Below are 17,760 nucleotides of genomic sequence, written 5' to 3'. Positions count from 1 at the left end.
GAGAGGAACGGTGCATATTCTGTACCGCATGGTGGCTGCAATGAAGATTAGTTTTTCCACACTTGCCTGTCCGGATTTTTCCTGGACAGACATCTATTCCATGGCAAAAGACTTGGGCTTTGACGGCATTGAGGTGCGGGGCCTGGGAGAGGACATTTTCGCGGTGAACGCCCGGCCTTTTACGGACGCACGCCTGCCCAGCACTATTGAAAAGCTCCGCTCCCTGGGGCTGGAGGTGCCCTGCCTTGCTTCCGGGTGCAGCCTGAAATATAAAAAGGACTACGATAAAAACATCTCGGAAATCACCCAGTATGTGGTGCTGGCAAAGAAGCTGGGCACCCCCTATATCCGGGTTTTGGGCGATCTGCACCCCCAGGCTGAGGACGAGGTGGACGACAGCTTTGTGGCCTCCTGCCTGCGGCTTTTAGGCACCATTGCCCAGGGCTTTGGGGTCACCCTGCTGGTGGAGACAAACGGCGTGTATGCGGATACCAAACGCCTGAAAGCCCTTTTGGATCAGGTGAACATGCCCTCTGTCCAGGCCCTGTGGGACATGCACCACCCCTTCCGCTACAGGGGGGAATCCCCGGCGGAAACTGTGGGGAACCTGGGGGAGTACATTAAATATGTCCATGTAAAGGACAGCGTGATGGAGGGCGGGGAAGCCCAGTACCGCATGATGGGAGAGGGCGACCTGCCTCTGCCGGAAATGTTCGACGCCCTCCGCGGTATCGGCTATGACGGCTACATCTCCCTGGAATGGGTGAAGCGCTGGGCCGGGCACCTGTCCGACGCAGGCGTGGTGTTCCCCCAGTTTGCCAATTTTATGCACGATTACTTTGCCTCTGTGTCCCGGAAGCGGGTGGAGCTGCAGGATAACCGCGCCCGCACCGGCAAATATGTCTGGCCCAAGGAGACGCTGATTGACGAAACCTTCCCGGACGTGCTGGACCGCATGGTGCAGGAGTTCCCCGACCAGTATGCTTTCCGCTACACAGAGCTGGACTATACCCGCACCTATTCCGAATTCCGGGACGACGTGGATCAGTTTGCCCGGGCGCTTATCGCCATGGGGGTGAAGAAGGGGGATCACGTGGCCATTTGGGCCACAAACGTGCCTCAGTGGTACATCACCTTCTGGGCTGCCACGAAAATCGGCGCGGTGCTGGTGACGGTGAACACAGCCTATAAAATCCACGAGGCAGAGTACCTGCTGCGCCAGTCCGACACCCACACCCTGGTGATGATCGACGGCTTCAAGGATTCCGACTATGTAGGCATTATGAAGGAGCTTTGCCCGGAGCTTACCCGCTGCCTGCCCGGCAAGCTTCACAGCAAAAAGCTGCCTGTGCTGCGCAATATCATCACCATCGACAGCAAGCAGCCTGGCTGCTACACCTGGGAGCACGCCATCGGCCTGGGAGATTCCATCCCGCCCACAGAGGTGGAGGTGCGCCGCAGCCGGATTCACAAGGATGACGTGTGCAACATGCAGTACACCAGCGGCACCACAGGCTTCCCCAAGGGGGTTATGCTCACCCATTACAATGTGGTGAACAACGGCAAGGCCATTGGCGACTGCATGGATCTGTCCACCGCTGACCGCATGATGATCCAGGTGCCCATGTTCCACTGCTTTGGCATGGTGCTGGCCATGACAGCCTCCATGACCCATGGCTCCACCATGAGCCCTATCACCGCCTTCTCTCCCCGCAAGGGCCTGCACTGCATTAACCAGGAGCAGATAACCGCCTTCCACGGGGTGCCCACCATGTTCATCGCCATGCTGGAACACCCGGACTTTGCAAAAACAGATTTCTCCCACATGCGCACAGGCATTATGGCAGGCTCTCCCTGCCCGGTGAAGGTTATGCAGGATGTAGTGGAAAAAATGCACATGAGTGAAATCTGCATCACCTATGGGCAGACCGAGGCTTCCCCCGGCTGCACCATGAGCAAGACCACCGATTCCTTGGAAACCCGGGTGAACACTGTAGGCGGGGACATGTTCGGGGTGCAGTGCAAGATTGTGGATCCGGAAACAGGGGAGGACTTGCCCGATAATGTGGACGGCGAGTTTGTGGCAAAGGGCTATAACATTATGAAGGGCTATTACAAAATGCCCGAGGCCACCGCCGCCGCCATTGACCGGGACGGCTGGCTCCACACAGGGGATCTTGCCCGCCGCACCCCGGAGGGCAACTATAAGATAACAGGCCGCATTAAGGATATGATTATCCGGGGCGGCGAGAACATCTATCCCAAGGAGATTGAGGACTTTATCTATACCCATCCCAAGGTGAAGGACGTGCAGGTGATCGGCGTGCCGGACGAACAGTACGGCGAGGAAATCATGGCCTGCGTGGTGCTGAAGGAAGGGGAGGAAAGCTCTCAGGAGGAGATAAAAGACTTTGTGCTCACCCACATGGCAAAGCACAAGGTGCCCCGGTATGTGCAGTTTGTAGACAGCTTCCCCATGAACGCGGCAGGGAAAATCCTGAAGTATAAGATGCGGGAAGAGGCGGTGCAGCGCCTGCGGCTGGAAAAGGCGGAGTCTATTGTAACGGCATAGGCGGCCCAGCCCGGCCTGTCAGTGCGCCTTGTTAGGCGGGCAGCGGCTTTCCGCCGCCCCTGCCGGACGTGCGCCTGGTGCTTTATGCGGGAATTCATTTCTGGATAAAAAGCGGCGGTATGGAGAGTTATAAATATTTCACACTCCTTTCTTGACAAAGCGTGTGGTGAGTGATATATTTATAACATACGCCGGCTGTAAATTTATCCCATGGAGGAATGGAACATGAAGTCAAAGGTCACGTTAAAGGAAATTGTAGGAACCAAGATTATTTACGCGGTGCTTCTTGCCTGCTATTACTGGATGTGGGCCAGACGGGACTGGCACGATTTTTACGACATCATCCAGAACATGGTTGTGGTGTTCACCATTATCTTTTTCGTGCTGCAGGCAAACCGCATCCGCATGTTCAGCAAAGAAGAAAAGGACGAGCTTGCCATTCAAAATTTGCGCAGAACAGACGCAGTCGGGTTAAAAATTATGATAGCCGCTGTCAGTGTCATTGCCTTTGCCTGTGCTGTCAAATGCATAGACGGAACCATGGCGGGCTATGCGCTGGTCGGCACAATATTGGTGCTGGCTGTGGTGCGGTTTATCATATTTTGCGTAATGGACAGCAAGGGAGTTTAAGAAGTTGTACCGATAGGATTGGTGCGAAGATTTTCGAGGAAATTTTGTGGGGTTCAAGGCGGAAACCGCAAGAATTACTTTCGTATTTCGAGGATTTCCAACACTGAAGCCCGCTAAATTTCCCGAAAAGATTTGTGCAGGTGCCTATTGGTACAGCTTCTAAGGCCTCCCGCGGTTCATGGTATTTCTGCGCGATGGCAGTGTGAAAAATACGGAAAAAGGAACGATGCTGGGCGCAAAAGGCGGATGCTTCATCTCCTTTTGCGGAAGTCCTGTATCGCATGGCGATTGGTATGGCCCTTAAAACAAAGGTCAAGGAATATCGTGAAAAAGCGGGAATAAAACAAAGCGAACTGGCGGAATTGGTGCATGTAAGGCGCGAAACCATTGTCCATCTGGAAAACGGGAAATATAACCCATCGCTGAAGCTGGCGATGGATATTGCAAAGGTTTTTCAGGTGGCAGTGGAGGAGCTGTTTGCCTTTACAGAGGACTGATTCCGCCGGGGGCGCTGTCTGAAAGAGCTTGCGGGGCAGTCCCCAGGCCTTAGAAAAGGAGAAAAAGTATGAAAGCACCTATTACATTTGCCATAGCAGGGTTTGGGGACAGGGGCAGCACGTATGCCTCCATGCAGAAGCTGTTTCCCGACAAGATGAAGGTGGTGGCAGTGGCCGACCTGAACTCTCAAAAGGTGGAAAAGGCCCAAAAGCTTTATGATATCCCGGCGGAAAGCTGTTTCGCAAGCGCTGAGGAAATGCTGGAGCAGGAAAAGCTGGCGGATGTGCTGGTGGTGTCCACCATGGACAGGCAGCATGTGGGCCATGCCATCCCCGGGCTGCGGAAAGGGTATAACATTCTCCTGGAAAAGCCTGTCTCCCCAGAGCTGGATAAGTGCCGGGAGCTTCTGGAGGTGGCAAAGGGCTGCCCGGGAAAGGTTATCGTGTGCCATGTGCTGCGGTATACCGCCTTTTATAACATACTCAAAGATCTGCTGGACAAAGGGGAAATCGGCCAGGTGGTGTCCATCTGCGCCAATGAAAACGTGGCCTACTGGCACCAGGCCCACAGCTTTGTCCGGGGAAACTGGCGCAATTCCCAGGAAACCAGCCCTATGATATTGCAGAAGTCCTGCCACGATATGGATATCCTCACCTGGCTTACAGGAAAGAAGTGCAAGGCCGTCTCCTCCATTGGCGGCATCCGGCTTTTTAAAAAGGAGTGCGCCCCGGAAGGCGCGGCGCCCCGGTGCCTGGAAGGCTGCAAGGTGAAGGACAAGTGTATCTTTGACGCGGAGAAGATTTATATTACCGATCCCAAAACCGGCATCAAAAGCGGCAAGGGCTGGGCCACCTCCATTTTAAGCGTGGAAAACACCCTGGAAAGCACCTATGAAGCCTTGAGAACCGGGCCTTACGGCAGGTGCGTGTATTTCTGCGACAACGACGTGGTCGATCACCAGCAGACCCTGCTGACCATGGAGGACGGCTCCACCATCAGCTTCACCATGTGCGCCTTCACCCAGGACTGCTACCGGTATTTCAAAGCCATGGGCACCAAGGGGGAAATCGAGGCGGACATGAAGTCCAACATTATCAAGGTGCGGCGGTTTGGGCAGGAGGAAGAAACCATTGACGCAGGCGCTTTTGCAGAGGATCTGAAGGGCCACGGCGGCGGTGACAGCGGCATCATCGGGGATTTCCTGGACATGCTGCTGGGCGGCAAGGAGGCCACCCAGCGCACCACCACCCTGGAAAGCTCCATGGAAAGCCATTTCATGGCCCTGGCGGCAGAGGAGTCCCGCCTGCGGGGAGGCGCGCTGGTAAACCTGGAAGAGTTTGTGTCCAGCCTGCCTGAAAAGCAGTGAGGCTTTTTGATAGTTTACACAGTGAAAAAAGAGGACGGCAGCCGCCGTCCTCTTTCTGTGTGTGCCAAAAAACAGCCCCCTGCTGCCAGCAGGGGGCCGGGAAACTTTTCCGTTTTTACAGGTTCGCTTTCAGCCAAGCAATGTCTTCTGTCAAGCATTCTATGCGGCTTTTGCCGCCATAGCTGGCTTCCCGCTCCACCACATAGATCACGTTGTCCCGCTGAGCGTCAGCGGCGGCCTTCACAGCTTTCCAGTCCACAATACCGGTGCCGGTAGGCACGTTCAGCTTCTCCCGTTCCTCCATCATCTTCTTGAACTCAGGGGGGAATACAGGCTTCCCGTCCGGGCCAATTTCAAACTTGGGAGGCGCGTCATACCGGGACTTGGGCTTGTCCGCGCCGATAACAGCGCCGTTCTCCTTAATGTGGATGGCCGCGATGCGCCCGGCGTACTTGTTGATATACGCCACAGGATCGATGCCGGCGGCAGAAGCCCACCCGCAGTCAATCTCAAAGGCCACTGTGCCGGGATCTGTGTTCTCAATCAGCGTGTCCATCAGGTAAACGCCGTTGTCCTGATAGAACTCGCCGGTGTGGTTGTGATAGCCGATGGTGATGCCATATTCCTTTGCCAGCTTGCCGAACTTGTTCAGTTCCTCCGCTGTCTCCTTGGCCTCCTCCGTTGTGTTGAAAGCAGCCATGGGGCAGGCAACGAATGTAACGCCCAGCTTGGCAAGGTAGGGGAGATCCTCCTCCATGAAGTTAAAAGCCACGTGGGCGGAATCAGCGCTCACGCCCGCTACCTCCAGGGCCTTTTTCACGTCCTCCACAGGGATGTCCTGATAGCCCCGGGCAAACTCCACCCCGGCATACCCCATTTCCCCTGCCTTCTTGATTTTTTCCAGCAGGGTCAGGGGGCAGTCGAACCCAAAAGAGTATAATTGCAGATTTACGTTATCCAATTACAATACACATCCTCGTTTAAAGCATAAAAGCCTTTTGCTGCCCATTTGCAAGCAAAACCGCAATATTATCCCCCGCCTGGGAGACGGGGGATAACGCCAACTATTCCTGCCGTTTCATTACAGGAGCAATATCGCGGCGGGTTTTTTAATTAGTCGAAGTATACGGGCTTGCCGGTGCGGGAGGACTCATAGATGGAATCCAGGATGCGGGTAACCACGAAAGCCTGGTCAGCCGTGACGAACAACTCGCCTTCGCCGCGCAGGGCCTTTACCCAGATGTCATGCTCCTTGCTGACGGGAGCGGGGCCGGCGCTGAAGCCGGGGATATAGGAAGCAACCTTGTTGCCCACCATGGTGATAGCGGGCTGGCTGGCAACCACGTGGTTCAGGCGGGCCTGCCCGGAAACAGTGTCAAGGCCGCCCTTGGTGCCTACCAGCGTGGCATAAGCCTCGTTGTTGGCGCCATTGTCCTCAGCCATGTTGATGGCCCAGGCAGCGCGCAGGTTGATAACAGCGCCGTTCTTCATCTTGATGTGGCCTACAGCGGAATCCTCCACGTCGTAGGTCTTGTTGTTCCAGCTATTCTGGTTGCCCATGCGGTCAACCTGGCCCTGGAACTTGGGATCCAGCAGGGTGCCCAGCTTCTCGAAGGAAGTGCCCACCACATAATCCACTTCATAGTTGTTCATCAGGAACAGGGTCAGATCCAAAGCATGGGTGCCAATGTCGATCAGCGGGCCGCCGCCCTGCTTGGACTTGTCGGTGAACACGCCCCAGGTGGGAACGCCCCGGCGGCGCAGGTAGGTGGCCTCAGCATAGTACACATCGCCCAGCCAGCCATCGTCCACAATGCCCTTGGCAACCTGGTTCATGGGGAAGTGGCGGTACTGATAGCCGATGGTCAGCATCTTGCCGGTGCGGTCCCGGGCCTCCAGCATTTTCTTGGCGTCGGCAGTGGTAGCAGCCATGGGCTTCTCGCACAGAACGTGCTTGCCGGCCTCCAGGGCGGCCACTGTGATTTCGCAGTGGGCGATGTTGGGGGTCAGGACATGCACAGCGTCAATGCTCTTGTCAGCCAGCAGCTCATGATAGTCGGTATAAACCTTGGCGTCGGGGGTGCCATATTCCTTGGCAGCCTTCTCGGCGCGCTCGGGAATCAGGTCGCAGAAAGCAACCAGGTCAACATACTCTTTCTGCTGGGCCATGCCGGGCAGATGCTTGCCGTTGGCGATGCCGCCGCAGCCGATAAAGCCGATCTTTACTTTTGCCATTGGGATCTCCTCCTGGAATTTTAACAATTATGCGCCCCACATACAGGGATGCACCTATATTCTAGTACAACACCTGGAAAAAGGCAAGGCATTTTTTGTGATTTTTTCTAAAAACTGCAAAAAACCTTTTGCCACATTATGACAACTGCAAAGTGCCCTATTCCGCAGATGTTTTGTTGTAAGAAACGCACAAACGCATAACTGCAAGGGGCGGCAGGATGCCCTGCCGCCCCTTGGCCCTTTTATTTCGTCAGCACGTGCCTGCAATACTTCACCGCGCCGCATTTGGGGCACCGCAGCTTCCGCTTTGTGATGGTGTGAGGCCCCATAATGTAGGCGCCCATTTCCGGCACAAACCGCTCGTGGCATTCCGGGCACTCGAAGGCCCCGGCGTCCCGATCTAAAACGCAGGCGATGATAATGCCTAAAACGACCACTACAAGGCCGATGCCAATTAAAAGGCACCGCAGCCAGGTTTCCATCTCCAGCGCCCCCGCCACTATTACCAGGGGCAGTGCCGCCAGAATGGCCAGCGCCGCCACCAGGGCGGACAGGATAATCTTCTTCCTGCTTTCCTGGGCTTCCTTTACAAGGTTCATCATGTTTTCCTCCGCTTTCTTTTTATAGTCCTCCTCCGCCACCCGCTCCCCGGCCAGCAGCTCGTTGACGGTTATATCCAGCTCCCTGCACAGGGGCAGCAGCAGCGAGACTTCCGGGAAGCCGCCTCCCCGCTCCCATTTGGATACGGTCTTGTCGCTGATGCCCAGCATCTCCGCCAGTTGCTTTTGGGTGAGGGCCTTGCGTTTGCGTTCTCCGGCAATGAATTTGCCGGTTTTGTTTTGATCCATGCCCTGCCTCCTTTCTGGCCCTATTGTAGCCTGTTTTCCGCCGCTTTCACACACACGAACCGTAGAATATGCCAAAACTCCCTCCATTCTACGCTCCGTAGAGTGAAAAAGCAAGGCCTTCCTGCCTCTTTCAGGCCGGCTCTTTCCCCTTTCCCTGTCTTGCGCAAAGCCTGCTGGTATGCTATAATGTCCATAAACTTACCGGACAGCCCTATATTTCCGTGGGAAAGCCACAAAAAGACAGATGAGGAATAAGGTGATTCTATGTTGATTGGCAAGTACATCCTTTCGTTAGACCAGGGCACCACCAGTTCCCGGGCCGTATTGTTCGACGCCTTCGGCGGCATTGCGGGCATGGGCCAGCAGGAGTTCCCCCAGATTTACCCCCAGCCCGGGTTCGTGGAGCATGACGCTGTGCAAATCCTCAACACCACCCTCTTTGCCATGCGCCAGGCTGTGGCCCAGGCCGGGGTGACGGCGGCGGACATTGCCGCCATCAGCGTCACAAACCAGCGGGAAACCACTGTGGCCTGGGACGCGGTGACGGGCATCCCGGTGTGCAACGCCATTGTATGGCAGTGCCGCCGCACAGCCCCGGAGTGCGAGCGCTTAAAGGCCGGGGGCATGGAGGACTATATCCGGGACGCCACAGGGCTTCTCATCGACCCCTATTTTTCCGGCACAAAGATGAAGTGGATTTTAGACCATGTGCCTGCCGCCCGGGAGCTTGCCAAAAAAGACCGCCTGCGCTTTGGCACCATTGACACCTGGCTGGTGTTCTCCCTTACGGAGGGCAAGACGTTTGTTACCGACGTGACAAACGCCTCCCGCACCATGCTCTTTGACATCCGCCGCCTGTGCTGGGACGAAACCATGCTGGAAGAGCTGGGCATCCCCCGCAGCGCCCTGCCAAGGGTATGCGAGTCCGGGGAGATTGTGGGCATGTGCAGCCCGGATCTTTTGGGGGAGGAGATCCCCATTGCGGGCATTGCGGGGGACCAGCACGCCGCCCTGTTCGGCCAGTGCTGCTTCCAGAAGGGCATGGCCAAAAACACTTATGGCACAGGCTGCTTTGTGCTGATGAACACAGGCGACCGCCCTGTAAAGTCTAAAAACGGCCTTATCACCACCATTGCCTGGAAGGTGGGGGGGAAGGTGTGCTATGCCCTGGAGGGCAGCGCTTTTAACGCAGGCTCTGCCATCCAGTGGCTGCGGGACGAGCTGGAGCTTATCAAAACCCCCCAGGAGGCCGACGCCCTTGCCGAAAGCGTGGAGGACGCGGGAGGCGTGGCCTTTGTGCCGGCCTTTACAGGCCTTGGCGCCCCCTATTGGGATATGTATGCCCGGGGCGCTTTGCTGGGGGTAACCCGGGGCACCAAGCGCGCCCACCTGTGCCGGGCGGTTTTGGAGAGCATTGCCCTGGAAAGCTGCGACCTGGTGCGCACCATGGAGAAGGAGTCCGGGGTGAGCATGGCAGAGCTGCGGGTGGACGGCGGCGCTTCCCGCAGCCGGTTCTTAATGCAGTACCAGTCCGACATCCTGGGGGTGAAGGTGCGCAGGCCCCACTGCCTGGAAACCACGGCCCTGGGCAGCGCCATGATGGCGGGCCTGACGGTAGGGGTGTGGGACAGTATGCAGGAGCTTGCCGGCATCTGGCGGGAGAACGCGGTGTTTACCCCGGAAATGGAGCCCCGCCGCCGGGAGCAGGACATTGCCCGCTGGCACGAGGCCGTAAAGCGCAGCATGGGCTGGGCCGGGCAGCAATAGGCGGGACGTGATGTTCAGCCTGCCGCCCTATGCGGGAGAGGTGCTGGAAAAGCTGGAGGCCGCCGGGTTTGAGGCCTGGTGCGTGGGGGGCTGCGTGCGGGACGCCCTTTTGGGCCGCGCCCCTGCCGACTGGGACGTATGCACCTCTGCCCTGCCGGAACAGACGAAGAAGGCCCTGGCGGAGTTTTCCCAGGCGGAAACAGGCCTCAGGCATGGCACTGTCACAGCCATCACCTCCGGGGGGCCTGTGGAAATCACCACCTTCCGCCGGGAAGGGGCTTATTCCGATCGCCGCCGCCCGGACAAGGTGGAATTCACCTCCTGCCTGGAGGAGGATTTGCTCCGGCGGGATTTCACTATAAACGCTATGGCCTGGCATCCCCAAAGGGGCCTGCGGGACTGCTTTGGGGGTCAGGCGGATTTGCAGAGGGGGCTTCTCCGCTGCGTGGGGGAGCCGGAACGGCGCTTCCAGGAGGACGCCCTGCGCATCCTGCGCTGCCTGCGCTTTGGGGCTGTGCTGGGCTTTGCCATAGAGGAAAATACGGAAAAGGCCCTGCTGACCTTGGCCCGCCTGCTGGAGGACATTTCCGGCGAGCGGGTGCAGGCTGAGATGGACAAGCTGCTGGCAGGGGCATGGGCGGAAAAAATCCTGCACGAATATGCAGAGGTTTTCCGCGTCCTTTTCCCGGAAATACCCTGTGGGGATGTAAAGCTGCCCTCCGAAGGCGGCGCTGCCGGGTGGGCGGCGCTGCTTCATAGCCTTCCGGCGGCCCAGGCGGAAGGTGTGCTGCGGCGGCTGCGGTTCCCAAACCGCATGCGGAAGGAAATCATGCAGATATGGGCCGGGAACCCCCTGCCCATAAGCCAGTTGGCAGTGCAGGGCCGGGACTTGCTGGAGCTGGGCTTTCAGCCCGGGCCTTTCCTAGGCAGGGCGCTGCACACCTTGCTGGGCCAGGTGCGGGCAGGGGAGGCCCCCAACGAAAAAGGCCCCCTGTTGGATTTGGCCCGAAAGCTTTTGGCGCGCGGAGGACAGGTATGACAAAGCATCTGATCATTGCCGGGGGCTACATATCGTGCCCCCTGAAAAAAATATGCAAAAATGTGGCGGTTTTCCTAAATTTTGTCTTGAAATGCAGGCCGGTCTGTACTATAATTTTAGATGGAAATTTGTGCAATCTTTCACAATTTTATTATCAAAATAAAGGAGTGCATGGACATGAACTATCTCAACAAGAAGACTGTGGAGGACATTGACGTTAGCGGCAAGAAGGTGCTGGTGCGCTGCGACTTTAACGTTCCCATGAAGGACGGCGCTATAACCGACACCAAGCGCATTGTCGGCGCCCTGCCCACTGTGAAGTATCTTTCCGATCATGGCGCAAAGGTTATCCTCTGCTCCCACATGGGCCGCCCCCACAACATCTTCAATGAGACTGTGAAGCTGGACAAGAAGGAGAAGAAAAAGATCGACGCCATGCCCGAGGCAGAGCAGGCTGAGGCCACCGCCAAGGCTCTGGAAGCCGCTAAGGGCGACGTGAAGAAGTTCTCCCTGGCTCCTGTTGCGGCAGAACTGGGCAAGCTGCTGGGCAAGGAAGTTGTGATGGCCTCCGACTGCATCGGCCCCGACGCCCAGGCAAAGGCCGCTGCCCTGAAGGACGGGGACGTGATGATTCTGGAGAACATCCGCTTCCACGCCGAGGAGACAAAGAACGATCCCGATTTCGCCAAGGCCCTGGCTTCCCTGGCTGAAATTTATGTAAACGACGCTTTCGGCACCGCCCACCGGGCCCACGCCTCCACAGAAGGCGTTTCCCACTATCTGCCCGCTGTGTGCGGCTACCTGATCCAGAAGGAAATCACCGTTATGGGCGGCGCCCTCACCGAGCCTAAGCGCCCCTTCGTGGCTATCCTGGGCGGCGCTAAGGTTTCCGACAAAATCGGCGTTATCGACAACCTCATCAGCAAGGTGGACACCCTGATTATCGGCGGCGGCATGGCCTATACCTTCTTAAAGTCCCAGGGCCATTCCATCGGCACCTCCATCTGCGAGGAGGATAAGCTGGAGCTTGCCAAGGAAACCATGGCAAACGCAGAGAAGAACGGCGTGAAGTTCCTGCTGCCTGTTGACACCAAGGTGGGCAAGGAGTTCGATCCCAACACCGAGAGCCAGGTAGTGGAGTCCACCAAGATTCCCGAAGGCTGGATGGGCCTGGATATCGGCCCCAAGACTGCCGAGATGTTCGCTGACGCTGTGAAGAACGCGGGCACTGTGGTGTGGAACGGCCCCATGGGCGTTTCCGAGTGGGAGAACTTTGCCGCCGGCACCATCAGCGTGGCTAAGGCTGTGGCAGAAAGCGGCGCTATCTCCATCATCGGCGGCGGCGACTCCGCGGCTGCTGTAGAGAAGCTGGGCTTTGCCGACAAGATGACCCACATCTCCACTGGCGGCGGCGCTTCCCTGGAGTTCCTGGAGGGCCTGGAGCTGCCCGGCATTGCCTGCCTCAACGAGAAATAATTGCCTGATACGGGAGGGCGGGGGTTTCTCCGCCCTCTTTTCAGACTTGCCATGAAAAGGAGCATCTCCCATGGGACGAGCAGATAAACAATTCTGCGCGTTTCTGCGCATGATCATCCGCGACTTAAATGACATCCACGCAGAAGAAGATATGGAAAAAAAACAGAAGCTTATTGAAGATCTGAAAGGCGATCTGCAAAAAACTTTGGAGGACTGATTTTTATGAATAAAGCTGTACGCAAGGCCGTTATCGCCGGAAACTGGAAGATGAACAAGACCCCTGAGGAGGCCAGAGAGCTGATTGCCGCCATTGCCCCCCTGGTAAAGGACGCTGGCTGCGACGTGGTTGCCTGCACGCCCTATGTAGATCTGTGGGCTGCCCAGGAAGCCGCCAAGGGCACCAACATCCAGATTGGCGCGGAGAACTGCCACTGGGCCAAGTCCGGCGCTTTCACCGGGGAAATTTCCGCTGACATGCTCAGCTCCATGGGCGTGAACATCGTCATCATCGGTCACAGCGAGCGCCGCCAGTATTTTGGCGAGACTGACGTAACCGTACACGACCGCACCCGCGCTGCCCTGGACGCCGGGCTTACCGTTATCCTCTGCGTAGGCGAAACCCTGGAGCAGCGGGAGCAGGGCATCACCAGCGAACTGGTTGCCATGCAGACCAAGATTGCTTTAGGCGGCGTGACCAAGGAGGAATTAAAGCGCATCATCATCGCCTATGAGCCTGTGTGGGCCATCGGCACCGGCAAAACCGCCACAGCCGAGCAGGCAAACGAGGTGTGCGCTGTTATCCGCGAGACGATTAAGGAACTGTACGACTGCGCTGCCGGCGACGGCATCACCATCCAGTACGGCGGCTCCATGAACGCCGCAAATGCAGCCGAGCTGCTGGCCCAGCCCGACGTGGACGGCGGCCTTATTGGCGGCGCTTCCCTGAAGCCTGCCGACTTCGCGGCTATTGTGGAGGCGGCGACCAAGGGCTGATTGGGGCGCTGCCCCAAACCCTGCCAGGGGACGCTGTCCCCTGGATTCCTGCAACCCTTTTTTCAAAAAGGGTTGATCCAAAAACAAATCACCAGGCCCCGCTGTTCTTAGGGAGCAGCGGGCCTGCTTGGCTTCTCTATTTGGAAGGAAGGTGGGCCTTTATGGTATTCGTTCGAGATAACGGCCCGGTGCGGGATTAGCCTGAAAGCTGCACCGGGAGCCATGCTGCCAGGCTTTCTGCACCGGCATTTGGGTATACTAAATGAAAAGGAGCAGATATATTGAACGAACAGCTATATAAGGCCTGGAAGGCCGAGGAAGAAGCTGTCCGCATGGTGGGCTGGGATTTTTCCCACATCCATGGGCGTTACGAAGAAGAGGACGATCTGCCCTGGGATTTCAGGGCAGTCATAGGAGAGCGCTTGAGGCCGGAGCACCGCCTGCTGGACATAGATACAGGCGGCGGGGAGTTCCTGCTCTCCCTGGGGCACCCGTATTCCCTGACCAGCGCCACAGAAGGGTATCCGCCTAACGTGAAGCTGTGTGGGGAAACCCTCAAGCCCCTGGGGATAGATTTCCGGGAGGCGGCTGATTCTGCCGCCCTGCCCTTTGGGGACAGCGCCTTTGACGTGGTGACAAACCGCCATGGAGCGTTTGACCCCATAGAGCTGCACCGTATTTTAAAGCCAGGCGGCCTTTTCATCACCCAGCAGGTGGGGGAGGACAACGACCGGGCTTTGGTAGAACTGCTGCTGCCCAGTAAGCCTAAGCCCTTTCCAGGGCTGAATCTGGAGGAGCAGGCCAGGCGTTTTGCAGGCGCGGGCTTTGCCATCCTGCAGGGAGAGGAGGCCTTTCGGCCCATCCGCTTTTATGATGTAGGGGCGCTGGTGTGGTTCGCCCGCATTATCCCCTGGGAATTCCCCGGCTTTTCTGTGGATTCCTGCCTGCCCCGGCTGTTGGAGGCACAGGAGATTTTGGAGCGCCAGGGCTGCGTGGAAGGAACCATCCACCGCTATTTGCTGGTGGCGCAAAAGCTTTGAATATATAGAAAGGTGGTCGTACCATTTGAAAAAACCTCTCGTTCTGATGATTTTAGACGGCTTTGGCATTGCTGGGAAAGAGGGCAACGCCATTGTAGCCGCCAATACCCCTCAGTTAGATAAGATTTTGAAGGAAAACCCCGTAACGAAAATCGGGGCCTCCGGCATGGATGTGGGACTGCCCGACGGGCAAATGGGAAACAGTGAAGTGGGCCACACCAACATTGGCGCCGGCCGCATTGTGTACCAGGAGCTGACCCGCATCACCAAGTCCGCCCAAGACGGGGAAATGGACAGGAACCCTGCCCTGGTGAAGGCTATGGAGTCTGCCAAGGCAAACGGCAAGGCACTGCATTTCATGGGCCTGCTGTCTGACGGCGGCGTACACAGCCACAACACCCACCTGTACGCCCTTTTGGAAATGGCAAAGCGCATGGGCCTTGAGAAGGTGTTTGTCCACTGTTTCCTGGACGGTCGGGACGTGCCCCCCAGCAGCGGCAAGGACTATGTGGCAGAGCTTTTGAAAAAGCTGGAGGAAATCGGCGTGGGCAAGGTGGCCACTGTTATGGGCCGGTATTATGCCATGGATCGGGATAACCGCTGGGAGCGGGTGGAGAAGGCCTATGCCGCCATGGTTTATGGCGTGGGCGAAAAGGCAGAGTGCCCTGTGTGCGCTGTGCAGAATTCCTATGACAAGGAAGTGACGGACGAGTTTGTAATTCCCACCGTCTGCGAAGGCGCAGAGCCTGTTGCAGCTGGCGATTCCGTCATTTTCTACAACTTCCGGCCTGACCGCGCCCGGGAAATCACCCGCACCCTGGTAGATCCGGACTTCTCCGGCTTTGAGCGGAAGAATGGCTTCTTCCCCTTGAACTTCGTGTGCATGACCCAGTATGACGCCACCATGCCTAACGTGGACGTGGCCTACAAGCCCGAATCCCTGGAGAACACCTTTGGCGAGTACATCTCCCAGAAGGGCATGACCCAGCTCCGCATTGCGGAAACAGAAAAATATGCCCATGTCACCTTCTTCTTTAACGGCGGCGTGGAAAAGCAGTATCCCGGCGAGGATCGCATCCTGGTGAAGTCCCCCTCTGTGGCTACCTATGATTTACAGCCGGAGATGAGCGCCTATGAGGTTACGGACAAGATGGTGGAAGCTGTGAAGTCCGGCAAATATGACGCCCTCATCCTCAATTACGCCAACTGTGACATGGTAGGCCACACTGGCGTGTTCGAGGCCGCTGTAAAGGCTGTAGAGGCTGTGGATGCCTGCGTGGGCCGGGTTGTGGAAGCGGTGAAGGAGATGGGCGGCTGCGTGCTGCTCACCGCCGACCACGGAAACGCGGATAAGATGGTGGAAAACGACGGCTCTCCCTTTACCGCCCACACCACCAATCCTGTCCCCTTCTGCGTCATCAACCATCCCTGCACCCTGCGGGCAGGGGGGCGGCTGGCAGATATCGCCCCCACCATGCTGAAAATCCTGGGCCTGCCCCAGCCCGCTGAAATGACCGGGGAGAGCATTATCCAGTAAGCTGATCCCAAACAGATGCCCTGTATGAAATCCCCCTCTGGTTTTGACCAGAGGGGGATACGTATATAAAAAAGAACCGGCAGGCAAGGGTGGCACTTCGTAAAGAAGTGCCACCCTTCGGGCTACCTGTAAAAAAATCTCTTTATGTGGGACGGCTATGCCGTCCTTTTCCTACGCTTCTGCATGGCTTGATAGTAGGCCATATATTCCTGTTCCAGCGTTTCCGGCTCCGGCGCTGTCCAAAGACCGATGGTGCTGTAGTAGATGTCCACCTTCTGATGCCGCTTGCCATCTATCTTCTCCGGCTTGGATATCACAATCTTGTCAATGAACTCGTGGACGATTTCAGGCGTCAGCTCCGTCAGCCGGGTCACCTGTCTGGCCCGCTGGATGAACTTCTGCAAATCATCGGCTTTATCGGCGGTGGTGTTCAAGCTGTCCTCCAATGCTGGAATATCCACTTTCAACTGCCGCTGTTCATTTTCCAGGGATACCGTCAGCGTGGCAAAACGTTCCTCGGACAGCAGGCCCTTGGTCATGTCTTCATAGCTTTTCTGAATAAGCTGGTCAATCTCCAATGTCCTTCCTTTGGTACGATATTCGGTGCAGAGCGATCTGCTTCCCCTCGTAATACGCAGCCAGCATACTGTCGAGGGCCACGACTGCCACATCTTTGCCGATGTACTCCGCTGGCACGGAGTACTGATTGCCGGCGTACGAGATGAGGCAGTCTTTTTGTACCCGCCTCAGGTTGATTTTGTCGATGATGTACTCACGGGAGAGAGGGCTCAGGCCCTCTTTTTTCAGCCGCTCAAAGGGAATCTCGTTGGTGGTGGCATGAACTTTGCCATTGACCTTGTTGCACCAGGCCAGGGCCTGTCCGTTCAAGTCCGCCAGGCTGTTGTACTTGATCCCCACCATGAAATTATCTCTTACAAACTGAACCGTCCGTTCCACTTTCCCCTTGGTCTGACCTCGGTATGGCCGGCACAGGATAGGTTTGAAGCCGTAGAATCCCGCGAAATCCTCAAACTGCCGGTTTAGCGTGGAGTCCTCCTGCTTCAAAAGCCGCTTGATGACTACCTGCTTCATGTTATCGTACAGAATCTCCTCCGGGTATCCTCCAAAGTACCGAAATGCGTTTTGATGGCACCGAATCAGTGTGTTTGTGCTCATATCCGTTACAAACTCGATGTACCGCATCCGCGAATACCCCAGTATCATGAGAAAGCAGTACAGCTTCTTCCACTTCCCGTCCTCGTACACCAGGTGATCCTCGAAGAACCCCCAGTCCATCTGTCCCTGCTTACCAGGCATCGTCTCAAACCGCACTGTTGCTTTCTCATTCAAGTCCATCTTCCGGCTGCTCACATACGCCTTGACGATGCTGTAGCCCCCGTTGAATCCCATCTCCCGCAGCTTCTCCAGAATCCGCAGTGCCGAATACGGCGCTTCCTCCAGCCATTCGTCCACGATCTGCTTGTACGGGTCCATCTTTGTTGGCTTGGGTTCGCTCAATGTGTACTCCGGCTTCTGCGGTGATTCCGCGTACCGCTTTGCTGTCCGTGGGTCCATGTGGTACTTCCGTCCCAGCTCCACATAGCTCAGCCCTTTTTGTCTGTCGCTTCGGATTTCCATCCACTGTGGCGCTCCCTTATGAAAGTGTTGTAGGATACCACATGGGGCAATGTCATTAAGTTAAAGGTATAAAAGAGCAAAATAAGAAAAAAGCATAAAAAAGGCTTGACAAATGGGAAAA

At 56.7% G+C, this 17,760-nt stretch carries 16 protein-coding genes; 11 read left to right on the top strand and 5 right to left on the bottom strand.

Annotation, left to right across the window (positions count from 1 at the left end):
* Positions 1-40: 40 nt before the first annotated feature.
* The 4 genes from D1841_RS11035 (at position 41) to D1841_RS11020 (ending at position 5,066) form a co-directional block, all read left to right on the top strand.
* Entirely contained in the window at positions 41-2,572 is a 2,532-nt protein-coding gene (locus tag D1841_RS11035) for an AMP-binding protein (RefSeq protein WP_160643109.1), read from the top strand.
* A 225-nt stretch (positions 2,573-2,797) separates the two neighbouring features.
* A complete protein-coding gene (locus D1841_RS11030; protein ID WP_160643110.1) occupies positions 2,798-3,202 on the top strand; it encodes a hypothetical protein in 405 nt (134 codons plus the stop codon).
* A 293-nt stretch (positions 3,203-3,495) separates the two neighbouring features.
* A complete protein-coding gene (locus D1841_RS11025; protein ID WP_160643125.1) occupies positions 3,496-3,699 on the top strand; it encodes a helix-turn-helix transcriptional regulator in 204 nt (67 codons plus the stop codon).
* A gap of 68 nt (positions 3,700-3,767) precedes the next feature.
* Entirely contained in the window at positions 3,768-5,066 is a 1,299-nt protein-coding gene (locus D1841_RS11020) for a Gfo/Idh/MocA family protein (protein WP_160643111.1), read from the top strand.
* A gap of 115 nt (positions 5,067-5,181) precedes the next feature.
* Here D1841_RS11020 and D1841_RS11015 read toward each other — a convergent pair whose 3' ends face one another.
* The 3 genes from D1841_RS11015 to D1841_RS11005 all read right to left on the bottom strand — a co-directional run bounded on the left by D1841_RS11015 (position 5,182) and on the right by D1841_RS11005 (position 8,149).
* The gene (locus tag D1841_RS11015; RefSeq protein ID WP_160643112.1) at positions 5,182-6,027 is read right to left on the bottom strand and encodes a sugar phosphate isomerase/epimerase; all 846 of its coding nucleotides are present in this window, start codon (positions 6,025-6,027) and stop codon (positions 5,182-5,184) included.
* 152 nt (positions 6,028-6,179) lie between these two features.
* Positions 6,180-7,301, bottom strand: coding sequence for a Gfo/Idh/MocA family protein (locus D1841_RS11010; RefSeq protein WP_160643113.1), 1,122 nt, complete (start codon positions 7,299-7,301; stop codon positions 6,180-6,182).
* Positions 7,302-7,543: 242 nt separating this feature from the next.
* On the bottom strand, positions 7,544-8,149 hold the full coding sequence (locus tag D1841_RS11005; protein ID WP_160643114.1) for a helix-turn-helix domain-containing protein: 606 nt from the start codon (positions 8,147-8,149) through the stop codon (positions 7,544-7,546).
* A gap of 264 nt (positions 8,150-8,413) precedes the next feature.
* On the opposite strand from D1841_RS11005, the gene glpK reads away from it, so the two are divergent.
* From glpK to gpmI, 7 genes are all read left to right on the top strand, one after another.
* Positions 8,414-9,916: a glycerol kinase GlpK gene (glpK, locus tag D1841_RS11000; RefSeq protein WP_160643115.1), complete on the top strand. Its 1,503-nt coding sequence runs from the start codon at positions 8,414-8,416 to the stop codon at positions 9,914-9,916.
* Between the two features lie 10 nt (positions 9,917-9,926).
* Positions 9,927-10,955 carry a CCA tRNA nucleotidyltransferase gene (locus D1841_RS10995; RefSeq protein WP_201751285.1) on the top strand — a complete coding sequence of 343 codons (1,029 nt, stop codon included), beginning with the start codon at positions 9,927-9,929 and terminating at the stop codon, positions 10,953-10,955.
* Positions 10,956-11,132: 177 nt separating this feature from the next.
* The gene (gene pgk, locus D1841_RS10990; RefSeq protein WP_160643117.1) at positions 11,133-12,431 is read left to right on the top strand and encodes a phosphoglycerate kinase; all 1,299 of its coding nucleotides are present in this window, start codon (positions 11,133-11,135) and stop codon (positions 12,429-12,431) included.
* Between the two features lie 70 nt (positions 12,432-12,501).
* A complete protein-coding gene (locus D1841_RS10985) occupies positions 12,502-12,648 on the top strand; it encodes a hypothetical protein (RefSeq protein WP_160643118.1) in 147 nt (48 codons plus the stop codon).
* 5 nt (positions 12,649-12,653) lie between these two features.
* Positions 12,654-13,424, top strand: a complete 771-nt coding sequence (gene tpiA, locus D1841_RS10980) for a triose-phosphate isomerase (protein WP_160643119.1) — start codon at positions 12,654-12,656, stop codon at positions 13,422-13,424.
* Between the two features lie 281 nt (positions 13,425-13,705).
* Complete coding sequence (locus D1841_RS10975) at positions 13,706-14,464, top strand: class I SAM-dependent methyltransferase (protein ID WP_347563985.1); 759 nt, start codon at positions 13,706-13,708, stop codon at positions 14,462-14,464.
* A 25-nt stretch (positions 14,465-14,489) separates the two neighbouring features.
* A complete protein-coding gene (gpmI, locus tag D1841_RS10970; protein ID WP_160643120.1) occupies positions 14,490-16,001 on the top strand; it encodes a 2,3-bisphosphoglycerate-independent phosphoglycerate mutase in 1,512 nt (503 codons plus the stop codon).
* Between the two features lie 155 nt (positions 16,002-16,156).
* Here gpmI and D1841_RS18720 read toward each other — a convergent pair whose 3' ends face one another.
* Positions 16,157-16,579, bottom strand: a complete 423-nt coding sequence (locus D1841_RS18720; RefSeq protein ID WP_160643121.1) for a DUF4368 domain-containing protein — start codon at positions 16,577-16,579, stop codon at positions 16,157-16,159.
* Entirely contained in the window at positions 16,569-17,639 is a 1,071-nt protein-coding gene (gene istA / locus D1841_RS10965) for an IS21 family transposase (protein ID WP_160643122.1), read from the bottom strand. Before istA ends, D1841_RS18720 begins: the two co-directional genes overlap by 11 nt.
* Positions 17,640-17,760 lie beyond the last annotated feature (121 nt).

This window comes from Neglectibacter sp. X4 (assembly GCF_009917365.1).
Taxonomy (GTDB): domain Bacteria; phylum Bacillota; class Clostridia; order Oscillospirales; family Acutalibacteraceae; genus Acutalibacter.
The sequence above is the reverse complement of the archived record's forward strand: the minus strand, read 5'-3'. Positions and strand labels throughout refer to the sequence as shown.